Raw genomic sequence first — 10607 nt, 5'->3', positions numbered from 1 at the left:
TGGAGGGGGAGGGTCGGGCGCGAGCGCAGCTCGCGACCGGGGTGGGGTGAAGCCAAGAAGACCGGCTTCGCCGATCACCCCACCCCGCACGTCCGCTGCGCGGACGCGCGACACTCCCGGCGCGGCTCCGCCGCGCTGCCCAGGGGAGGGTGAAGGGCGTCCCGTGCTCGCGCGGTTGCTCAGTTGTCGAAGCCCACTCTGTCGACCAGGGTCGCGGCCGTCTTCTTGTTGGCGGCGATGGTGGCGATCGGCAGCGGGTCGGCGGTGAGCTCGCCATAGGCGGCGATCACCGGATGCGGCGGGATGCTGGCGCGGATCGGGTACTCGAAATTCATGTCGGCGTAGATTTTCTGCGCGTGCTCGCCGACCAGCCACTCGATCAGCTTGAGGCCGTTCGCCGCGTTCGGCGCGTTCTTGGCGAGCACGACGGCCGACACGTTCATGTGGGTGCCGGCGCCCGCGAAGGTCGGCAGGATCACCTTGGTGGCGTCGGCCCAGGCCTTCTTGTCGGGCTCGCGCTCGCTCATCAGGGCCCAGTAATAGGTGTTGCCGAGGCCGATGTCGCACTTGCCGGCGGCGATGTCGCGCGCCACCTCGCGGTCGCCGCCCGACGGCTTCTGCGCCAGATTGGCTTTGACGCCCTTCAGCCACGCCTCCGCCTTCGCCTCGCCGTGATGGGCCACATAGGCGGCGAACAGCGCGTTGTTGTAGATGTGCTGGCCGGAACGGATGCAGACCCGGCCCTTCCACTTGGGATCGGCGAGCTCCTCGTAGGTGATCTCGTTCTGCGCCACCCGCTCCTTCGCGGCGTAGACGACGCGGGCGCGCGCCGACACGGCGGACCAGAGCCCACCGGGATCGCGGTACTGGGGCGGCACGATCCGGTCGAGCGGCGCCGAGCGGATCGGCTGGGCGATGCCGAGATCGATCGCCTCCTTCACGCGGCCGATGTCGACGGTCAGCAGCACGTCGGCCGGACTGGCGGCACCCTCGGTGGCGATCCGCTGCTCCAGCCCGGCGCTCGCCGAGATGGTGTTGACCTTGATGCCGGTCTCCTTGGTGAAGGCCTCGAACAGCGGCGCCACCAGCTTGGCCTCGCGATACGTGTAGACATTGACCTCGCCGGCCGGTGTGGCCTGCGCCCAGACGGCGGTCGGCGCCGTGACGACGGCGAGGGCCGCCAGCAGGCGGCAGCGGCGGAGAGTCGGACGCGGCATGAGGGCTCCTCTCGGGCGCGCCGGGCGGGTCGCGCGGCTCGGACATGTCCGAGAGCTACGGGAGCGGCCTTGCCGTGGTCAAGGAAATCACCACATCGATCAATTACTTAGAAGAGTTCCGAAGTTGGAATGATTGCAATCTCGGACGGAATTCACCCGCGCCTGCCGCGCTGCGGGCCTCGCTCGCCGGCGGCGGACGGCCTACGCTGCGACGCCAAGCCGCGGTCGACGATCCGGCCTCAGCGCAGCCGTATATCCGCGGCGTCGAACGCTGCGGCGCGCGGCGCCGGCACGGCGGCGATCTCGGCGACCAGCTTGTTGATCAGCGCCTGGCCGAAGGCGTTGAAGTCCTGCGCCGTCATCACGAAGGCGCTCGGGCCGCCGATCACGTTGGTCCGGTAGTAATGGTCGAGGCCGCCGGCCGGATTGGTGTGCTCGGCGTTCCACGACAGCGGCTGGTCGGTGAGGATGACCAAACCGTTGATGGTGATGCCCTTGGCGACCGCCTCGTCGCGCGCCGCGGTGACGTCGCGGCCGGAATTGTTGGTGCCGTCGCCGGAGACGTCGATGGTCCGCCGCGGCGCCGTCATCGGGGCGCGCTCGAGCTGCGCCACGGCGAAATCGATGCCGCCCGAGATCGAGGTGCGGTCGGCGAAGGCGCGCGGGCTTTCGAGAAGATGGGTGGCGAACCTGCCGGCGCTGTCGGCGTCGCGGATCACGGTCCAGTCGATGACGACCTTCTGGTTGCCGGCGCCCGACCATTCGACATAGGCGACGGCGATGCGCCCGAGCGTGCCGCCCGTGATGGCGGCGACCACGCGCGGATCGGTCAAAGCGGCGGCATAGCCGTCGCGCTGGAGCTGGAACTTGGCCCCGTCGACACTGCGCGACACGTCGGCGGCGAGCGCCAGCAGCAGGTCGACCTCCTCGGCCCGCGCGGCCGGCACGGCGAGGAGCCCCGCCGCCAGCATCGCGGCGGCGAGCATCGCCTTGCGTACGACCAGGCTTCGGTCTCCTCGACCTTTATCGTCATTGCCGGGCTCGACCCGGCAATCCATCGAACTTCGGACGAAGCTCTTGTTTTGAAGCGATGGATGCGCGGGTCGAGCCCGCGCATGACGGGTCAGAGACTGTGACGACCGGTGTAATGCCCGCAATATGCCGCGCATCGCCGCCTCCGATCGCCCCGACACGCGCACGTCGCCGGCCAGGACAGAGGCGGCCGTTCCGCAAGGCGGTCCACGCGGGGGTGTCGCGGACCGGATGCATCTCGCGCGGCCGCCGAAGGCCGCACCGCGAGCATAACGCATCCGCGGCGGGAAACGATCCCGCCGCCCGGACAGGCCGGGACCGGCCCTACTCGGCCGGAATCTTCGGGCGCGGGAACGTCACCTCGACCAGGGTGCCGTCGTTGATCCGGCTGGTGATCGCGAAGGTGCCGCGGTTCGCCTCGGCCAGCGCCTTGGTGAGCGGCAGGCCGAGGTCGGTGCCGGCCGGCGAGGCGGTGGCGACCTGCGCGAAGGGCTGCAGGGCGATCTCCAGATCCTTGCCGCTCATGCCGGTGCCGGTGTCGCGCACCCGCAGCACCACCTGGCCCTGCGGGTTCTGGCCGGTCGAGACGATCACCTGCCCGCCGGGACCGGTCAGCCGGATCGCATTGGCGAGCAGATTGAGGATGATCTGGTGCAGCGAGCGGGTGTCGGCGACGATCGTCGGCATCCTGGGCGCCAGCGACGAGCGGATGATGATCCGCTCGCGATTGGCCTGCGGCTGCATGGTCTTGACCGCAGCCTGGACGATGTCGTTGAGGTCGACCGCCACGAAGGTCAGCTCGAGGGCGCCGTTTTCCGCCCGCGACAGTTCGAGGGTGTCGTCGATCAGCCCCGCCATCTGGTCGGCGGCGGCCCGCATGTCGCGCAGATATTCGCGGTAGCGCTCGTTGCCGACCGGCCCGTAGCGCTCCTCCAGCATCAGCTCGGCGAAGCCCACGATGGCGGTGAGCGGCGTGCGCAGGCCATGGCCGAGCTTGGCGACGAAGTCGGCCTTGGTGACGGCCGTATCGCCGCCGGCCTCGTCCCGGCGCGGCGCCGGCGGCGCGGCGAGCCGGGTGTCGCGCGGCAGGCCGGTCGGCGTCAGGTCGCGGAACACGGCGCACAGGCGGTCGCTGCCGTCCGCCATCGGGCCCATGGTCATGAACAGCGGAATGGCGCCGCCATTGTGCACCAGCCCGGTCACCTCGCGGCCGCCTTCGACGGTCAGCCGGCCGGTCCGGCGGACCCGCGAAAACACGTCGTGGACGACGCCGCGGCTCGCCGGCGCGAACAACCCCTCGAAGGGCGCGCCGGCAAGGCTGCCGGCCTCGGCCCCGAACAGCACATCGGCGCTGTGATTGGCGGAGACGATGCGGCCGTCGGCGGCCAGCACGACGACGCCGTCGAAGGCGGTGTCGAGCATCGCGTGGAGCTCGCGGATGGTCGCCTCGGCGCGGCGCAGCGCCAGCTCGCCGGCCTTGCTGCGCTCGTCGCCGCCCGGCGCCAGCGCCAGCACGAAGGCGGTCTCGCCGTCCCACGGGATGGAGAACAGGCGGGCCGCCACCGGCTTGCGGTCGCCGCGCCTCGTCAGGATGGCGAGCGACTGGCCGTGCGGATCGGGCGCCGTCGCGAGATCGGAGTCGCCGGCGACGAACAGGCTGTCGAGCCCGCCCGCCGCGGCCAGCGCGGCGAGATCCGGATAGCCGGTGGTCTCCAGGAACGCGCGGTTGGCGTAGAGGAGCTCGTCGAAGCGATAGATCAGCAGCCCGACCGGCAGGCGGTCGAGCAGCATGGTCGGCTGGTCGCGGCGCGGCTTCGGCGTCTCGTCGGGCAGCAGGCCAGGCAGCAGCGGCTGCAGCCCGTCGTCCGGGTCGGCGGCGAGCGGAGCATCGGGCCCGGCGTCGCCGGCGAGCCGCGCCTGGAGCTGGCGCGCGATCTCCCGGAAGGCGTTGTGCTCGCCGGCGCTCAGCACCGACCCGCCGGCGGGAACGCGCGGATCGCCGAGCGCCGGGAAACGCACCACGTTCTCGGGCGCGACGTTTTCCGGCGCGAGGCTGTCGGGCGGAACCGGCGGCGCATCGGCGCTGTCGCGCAGCGCCGGCGTGGCCGGGCGATCCGGCGCTGCGGCCGGGGCCGGCGCCAGCGGCGGCTCCGACATCGTGAACAGCGGCGATCGGCGGGTGCGGCCGAGCACGGCGAGGCGGCCGATGTCGCGGCAGACGCCGAACCCGCGATAGCCCAGATAGGTGCGGTTGCGATCGTAGACCGGCAGGCCGGACAGCTCGACGCGAAGCCGCTCCTCGCTGCCGTCGACCGGGAACGACACCGTGATGCCGCTCCAGGTGTCGTGGGTCTCGACGGCGCGCATCACGCGGCCCTCGGGGTCGAGGCCGAGATGGTCGGAGATCTCCCGCCATGGACGACCGAGCGCCAGCGCGACGCGCGGCCCGATCGCCTGGGTGAACTCGTCGGAGCCGAGCGTGAAGCGGCCCTCGGCATCCATCTGCCAGACGAACCGCAGCGGATAGCGTCGGTCGTCGAGCGGCATGTCGATGCGCAGCAGCGGCGGCGCCGACGTGTCTGCCGCCGCCTCGGACATTCGGGACGCGACCGGCTGGTCTGCCGGCGGTTCGACGATCGCCTCGACCGACACCTCCGCGGACTCGTCCGCGGACTGGTCCGCGCTCGCATCGGCCCACCAGGCGGCTTCGTCGTCGTGACGGTCGTGAGGCGGCGCCTCGGCGGCGGCGGGTTGTTCTGTGGCAGGCTGCTCCGGCACCGGCGGCTCGACCGCCGGCGGCTCGGCCGCAGGCAGCTCGGAAGCCGGCTGTTCGGGAGCGGGCTGCTCGGAAACGACCGCGGCCGGCCCGGCCGGCACGACCGTGACGGCCGCGGGCGGCAACTGCACGAGCAGCACGGGCTCGGCATCGCCGCCGAGCTTGACGATCTCGGCGCGGCCGAGCGGCGTGTCGCCGGACGCAGTGCCGTCGGCGAGCGCGGCCGGGCTCAGGGCATCGGCCCCGATGGCCGCGAGCGTCGTTGCGCCGGCGAGGCGCGCGGCGCCGGCCGCGTTCGCGGCGAGCAGGGCGCCGGCCGGCGTGAAGGCGGCAAGCGGCGCATCGACGCCGTCGAGGAGTCGGCGCAGACGCTCGGCGAGCGCCAGGCGCGGTCCGACCGGCTCCCGCGCCGACACCAGCACGGCGGCGCCGCCCTCGACGGCCAAGCGCGTGCAGGCACACAGCAGCGGGCGCCCGAGCGGCGCGCCGAACCCGCGCAGCCGGTGCAGGCTGGCGACGCCGGACGGATAGAGGGTCGCGCCGAGCCGCACGATCTGGGCGAACACGGGATCACGCGGGTCGAACCGGCGATCGCCCAGCACCGCGGGGCTCTCGGCGCCGAGAGCCGCGGCCGCGGCGGCGTTCGCCCATAGCAGGCGGGTCGCGTCGGGGCGCCACAGCCACACGGGATCAGCCCGGAGCGCAACAGCCGCGACGCGGTATTTCAGTAGGGTCGCGAGGTGGTCCGACAGCTCTCCCATCCGGTCCGTCCGCGTGGCAACACCTGGAGTATCGTAAACAATTCCCTAATAGGCGTCGCATCCACGAGCGTCCACGGGCGAGCGCGCGAGGTCCCCGGCAACTCACCGCTAACCTTAACGGGCCCCCGGCCCGGCCACCACCGGAGCGCGAAATATCCCGTACGGGTTGTTTGGATTTGCAATGTTTATGTTGCAGTGCAATAATGACCGGGTTGAAGGCGGCCGGGGTCGAGTCCGCCAGAACAGGAGAGGAAAGATGATCAAAGGCACGACACCGCCCTTCGAGATTCCTGTCGAGATGCGGGCCGTCGCGGAGCGCAGCGTCGAGCAGGCGAAGCTGGCTTTCAACAATTACATGCAGGCCGCCCAGGAGGCCGTCTCGACGTTCGAGGAGCGCGTCAAGGCGAGCCAAGTCGGCGCGCAGGGCATGAGCAAGAAGGCCATGAACTTCGCTGAACGCAACGTCGTCTCGGCGTTCGAGTTCGCCCAGAAGGTCGTCCAGGCGAAGGACATCCAGGAGCTCGTCCGGATGCAGACCGAGTTCGTCCAGACGCAGATGCAGGTGCTCAGCGAGCAGATCAAGGATCTGGGCGATACCGCCACCCGCACCGCCATGGACAGCGTCAAGTCAGCCAAGAACGGTCCCGGCGCCTGATCGGTCCGGCCTGCCATGGCGCTATGGTGCATCGCACCATAAATGCCGGAGCGGGTATGCTGCAGTGCACTTAAGCGGGATCCGGGTCACAATCAGCGCGAGCATCCCTCGATCGGGATGCCTCGCCGCCTGAGCGGGCTCGGTTCGCGCGTCGATGGGCTCCGGCACAACCCTGGTCGGCACGACCCGCGCAGGATTCGTGCAGGATTCGTGCAGGATCCGCATCGCCGGCCCGTCGGCCGCCGTTCCATCGGAACGCCGCGGCCGGCGGTTTCGTTTTGCGCCGCAACATACCGGGCCCACGAGGTGCGGACCGCGCCGGGGCGAGCCTTTTGGTCGCCATGGCCCCCCTGCCATTCCGATTTCGGTTTGCGGTGCAGCATCATAGCAGGTCCGTGCAACCCCGGATTCATGCCGGAACCGCGCATCATGCGGATTGCATCGGCGGAGCCTCCCGCCCTATTACTTCCGTCACCTGACATTGTGATCGGACCCGGGACCGCCTGCCGCGCCGCAGTCGGCGTGGACCGCTCGTGACGCCCTCGAAACGCGGGAGAGCCTCGTGACGACCAACAAGAAGCCCCTCAAGATCGTCGAAACTGTCCTGCGCGACGGCCATCAGTCGCTGGCGGCGACGCGCATGCGCACCTCCGACATGATCCCGATGCTCGAGCAGCTCGACGAGATCGGCTACTTCGCGCTCGAGGCCTGGGGCGGCGCCACCTTCGACGCCTGCCTGCGCTTCCTCAACGAGGATCCGTGGGAGCGCCTGCGCACGCTCAAGAAGTACATCAAGAAGACGCCGATCTCGATGCTGCTGCGCGGCCAGAACGTGCTCGGCTACAACCACTACGCCGACGACGTGGTCGAGACCTTCGTGCAGCGGATGGTCGACAACGGCATCGGCCTGGTGCGCATCTTCGACGCGCTCAACGACGTGCGCAACCTCGAGACCTCGATGCGGGCCGCCAAGAAGGCCGGCGCCCATGTGCAGGGCGCGATCGTCTACACCATCAGCCCGTACCACACGACCGAGAATTTCTTGAAGCTCGCGCGCGACCTGAAAGATCTCGGCGCCGACTCGCTCTGCCTCAAGGACATGGCCGGCCTGCTCGCCCCCTACACGGCCTACGACCTGGTCAAGACCATCAAGCACGAGGTCGGCATCCCGGTCGACGTGCACTGCCACTACACCAGCGGCATGGCGTCGATGACCTATCTGAAGGCCATGGAGGCCGGCGCCGACATCGTCGACTGCGCGCTGTCGCCGTTCTCGCTCGGCACCTCGCAGCCGGCGACCGAGGCGCTGGTGGCGGCGCTGGAAGGCCATCCGCGCGACACCAAGATCGACAAGGAGAAGCTCTATCCGATCGCCGACCATTTCCGTAAGGTGAAGAAGGATCTGGCCGCGACCTTCAAGCTCGACACCGCGATCGACATCGACACCAAGGTGCTGACCTTCCAGATCCCGGGCGGCATGCTGTCGAACTTCCTCAACCAGCTCAAGCAGCAGGGCAAGGCCGACAAGTATCCGGAGCTGATCGAGGAGCTGCCGCGGGTGCGCGCCGAGATCGGCTATCCGCCGCTGGTGACGCCGACCAGCCAGATCGTCGGCTCGATGGCCGCCTTCAACGTGATCTGCGGCCGCTACAAGGTGGTGCCGCAGGAGATCAAGGATCTGGCCCGCGGCGCCTATGGCCGCACGCCCGCCCCGATCCTCGACGTGATGAAGGAGGTGATCGCCGGCCAGAAGGTCATCGACCACCGCCCCGCCGACGACATCGCGCCCCAGATGGACATGCTGAAGCAGAAGCTCGCCGACAAGGGCTATCCGGACGCGACGTTGGAAGACGTGCTCTCCTACGCGCTGTTCCCCGAGGTCGCCCTGAAGTTCTTTGCGGCCAACCGCGAAATGGACATGGCGGCGGAGTAGACGCGGCCTTCGGCGACACGCAGCCACGTTATCGGCGTCAGGTGATCGGCGTCAGGACATCGGCGTCAGTTCATCGGCGCGCGTGTCCCCTCCCCCGCATGCGGGGGAGGGTCAGGGAGGGGGAACGCCGCGCGAAAAGCGCTCGCGGGTGTGGCACGCGCCCCCTCTCCCCCGCGAGCGGGGGAGAGCGCAGGCTGCGGCCTGCCACACGACCCGACGTGATCACGTCGCGGCAAAGGCGCGTCACCAGACACACGCCCGCGCCATAAATCGACCTCACGCTCAGGCGACATCGCGGACCCGGATCGAGAGCCGCCGCATGACCCGCGACAAATTCAACGCCTTCTGCCGCGCCCTGCCGGCGACCACCCATGTGGTCCAGTGGGGCGGCTCGCATGTCTGGAAGGTCGGCGGCAAGGTGTTCGCCATCGGCGGCTGGACCGACGACGGCGCCGGCATCACCTTCAAGGTGAGCCACATCGCCTTCGAGCTCTTGAAGGACCAGCCCGGCCTGCGCCCCGCCCCCTACCTCGCCTCGCGCGGCCTGAAATGGATCCAGCATTTTGCCAAACCCGGCCTGCCCGACGCCGAGCTGCGGGACTACATCCGCCAGTCGCACGCCATCGTGGCGCAGGGCCTGTCCGGGAAGACGCGGATCGCGCTGGGGCTGGACGGGCTGTAGTGCGGATCGAGTCGCCGGGCGGGCTGAGCGCAGCGACACGCGGCGCGCGACCTAACCGCAGCAGGACGGCGCAATTCGCTGCCGCTGATTGCACCCTTCACGCTGCCACCTTCCCGCGGCGCAAGGTCAGCAGGCCGATGACGGCAAGCGCAGTGAAGACCGCGCCGGCCAAGAAGGTGCTCGCGGGGCCGATCGCGTCCCACAGACCGCCTGCGATCAAACTCGCGGCAAGCAGCGCGAGCCCCGTCATGAGATTGAACATGCCGTAGGCCGTGCCGCGCAGCTCGGCAGGCGCCGTGTCCGCGACGAGGGTGGCGAGCAGCCCCTGAGTCAGACCCATGTGCAACCCCCAGAAGATCACGCCGACCGCAACGCCGACGATCCCGCTCGACAGGGCGAGCACCACATCGGCGATGATCAGGAGACCAAGGCCGACGATCAGAATCGTTTGCCGGTCCATGCGATCCGACAAGACGCCGGCCGGATAGGCGGCCAGTGCGTAGACGACATTCATGAGCACCATCACGGCCGGGACGAGCGCGATCGGCAAGCCGACGGACTGGGCACGGAGAATCAGAAAGGCCTCGCTGAATCGGGCAAGGGTGAAGACCGTGGCGATCGCCACCACCCGCCAATAGTCCGCACCGAGCCGGGCCAGCTCCGCCTGACTCAACGGCGACTTCACCTGGCGCAGCAGTGCCGGGCGATCCGGCTCGCGGACCGCAACTATGATCAGCGCGAGGGCGGCAAACGCCGGAATGACGGCAACCCAGAACACGGCGACGAAGTCGTCGGCCGTCGCCAGCATGAGCAGGATTGCCAGCAGGGGCCCGACGAAAGCGCCGATGGTGTCGAGCGACTGCCGCAAGCCAAAGCTGGCGCCGCGAACCTCAGCCGGTGCGAGATCGGCGATGAGGGCGTCACGTGGCGCGCCCCGGATGCCCTTACCGACGCGGTCGATGAAACGCGCCGCAATCAACCAGGAGAGCCCCGGCGCAAGCGGAAACACCGGCTTGGTGAACGCGGCGAGCCCGTAGCCCAGAACGGCAAGTCCTTTACGGCGGCCGAGCCAATCCGAGAGGGCGCCGGAGAAGATCTTGGTGATGGCGGCCGTCGCCTCGGCGATTCCCTCGATGATGCCCACGGCGAGCGTCGAGGTGCCGAGCACGGTGACCATGTAGATGGGCAAGAGGGCGTGGATCATCTCCGAGGAGACGTCCATCAGCATCGAGACGAAGCCGAGCGCCCATATGCCCGCCGGCACGTCCTTGAGGCGGGCCATCGTCGATCCAGAGACCTCCGTGTGTCACCCGCGATTCGTCGGCTCGATCTGCGTAGCGGCGGCAATACCAGGGGGCACGTTCGCGGTTTCGAATGTCGAGCCACCATAGCCGATATTGGCACGTCCCGGACTTCGGACAGTGGACCGAGCATCCGCCCGGCATCGACGACTAGCAAGCGTAGCCCGGCTTCTTCCGTAGCCTGGACGGAGCGCCGAGACTGGGCAAGAATCGGCGGGTCGAGCTGATGTAAGATTCGTCGCATGACGAA

7 protein-coding genes are annotated in these 10607 nt (G+C 69.4%); 3 read left to right on the top strand and 4 right to left on the bottom strand.

What is annotated here, in order from left to right; all coding sequences use genetic code 11:
* Positions 1-179 precede the first annotated feature (179 nt).
* From HXX10_RS28600 to HXX10_RS28590, 3 genes are all read right to left on the bottom strand, one after another.
* On the bottom strand, positions 180-1217 hold the full coding sequence (locus tag HXX10_RS28600; RefSeq protein ID WP_296526868.1) for an extracellular solute-binding protein: 1038 nt from the start codon (positions 1215-1217) through the stop codon (positions 180-182).
* Positions 1218-1456: 239 nt separating this feature from the next.
* Positions 1457-2203 (bottom strand): DUF1194 domain-containing protein, encoded by a 747-nt coding sequence (locus tag HXX10_RS28595; protein ID WP_296526866.1) that lies wholly within the window; start codon positions 2201-2203, stop codon positions 1457-1459.
* A 370-nt stretch (positions 2204-2573) separates the two neighbouring features.
* Positions 2574-5786 (bottom strand): ATP-binding protein, encoded by a 3213-nt coding sequence (locus HXX10_RS28590; RefSeq protein WP_296526865.1) that lies wholly within the window; start codon positions 5784-5786, stop codon positions 2574-2576.
* A 256-nt stretch (positions 5787-6042) separates the two neighbouring features.
* On the opposite strand from HXX10_RS28590, the gene HXX10_RS28585 reads away from it, so the two are divergent.
* The 3 genes from HXX10_RS28585 (at position 6043) to HXX10_RS28575 (ending at position 9056) form a co-directional block, all read left to right on the top strand.
* A complete protein-coding gene (locus HXX10_RS28585) occupies positions 6043-6441 on the top strand; it encodes a phasin family protein (RefSeq protein WP_296526862.1) in 399 nt (132 codons plus the stop codon).
* A gap of 562 nt (positions 6442-7003) precedes the next feature.
* Entirely contained in the window at positions 7004-8374 is a 1371-nt protein-coding gene (locus HXX10_RS28580) for a pyruvate carboxylase subunit B (protein ID WP_296526860.1), read from the top strand.
* Between the two features lie 319 nt (positions 8375-8693).
* Entirely contained in the window at positions 8694-9056 is a 363-nt protein-coding gene (locus HXX10_RS28575) for an MmcQ/YjbR family DNA-binding protein (protein ID WP_296526859.1), read from the top strand.
* A 97-nt stretch (positions 9057-9153) separates the two neighbouring features.
* Here HXX10_RS28575 and HXX10_RS28570 read toward each other — a convergent pair whose 3' ends face one another.
* Positions 9154-10338: an MFS transporter gene (locus HXX10_RS28570; protein WP_296526857.1), complete on the bottom strand. Its 1185-nt coding sequence runs from the start codon at positions 10336-10338 to the stop codon at positions 9154-9156.
* Positions 10339-10607: the final 269 nt, after the last annotated feature.

The sequence above is a fragment of the Rhodoplanes sp. genome (assembly GCF_013377085.1).
In the GTDB taxonomy this organism is placed as follows: domain Bacteria; phylum Pseudomonadota; class Alphaproteobacteria; order Rhizobiales; family Xanthobacteraceae; genus Rhodoplanes.
This window is presented reverse-complemented; position numbering and strand designations above follow the sequence as displayed.

What these genes read in the sequence shown, in the direction of transcription:
- HXX10_RS28600 (WP_296526868.1), bottom strand. Translation starts at nt 1,217, where the DNA reads ATGCCGCGTCCGACTCTCCGCCGCTGCCGCCTGCTGGCGGCCCTCGCC.
- HXX10_RS28595 (WP_296526866.1), bottom strand. Translation starts at nt 2,203, where the DNA reads ATGCTCGCCGCCGCGATGCTGGCGGCGGGGCTCCTCGCCGTGCCGGCC.
- HXX10_RS28590 (WP_296526865.1), bottom strand. Translation starts at nt 5,786, where the DNA reads ATGGGAGAGCTGTCGGACCACCTCGCGACCCTACTGAAATACCGCGTC.
- HXX10_RS28585 (WP_296526862.1), top strand. Translation starts at nt 6,043, where the DNA reads ATGATCAAAGGCACGACACCGCCCTTCGAGATTCCTGTCGAGATGCGG.
- HXX10_RS28575 (WP_296526859.1), top strand. Translation starts at nt 8,694, where the DNA reads ATGACCCGCGACAAATTCAACGCCTTCTGCCGCGCCCTGCCGGCGACC.
- HXX10_RS28570 (WP_296526857.1), bottom strand. Translation starts at nt 10,338, where the DNA reads ATGGCCCGCCTCAAGGACGTGCCGGCGGGCATATGGGCGCTCGGCTTC.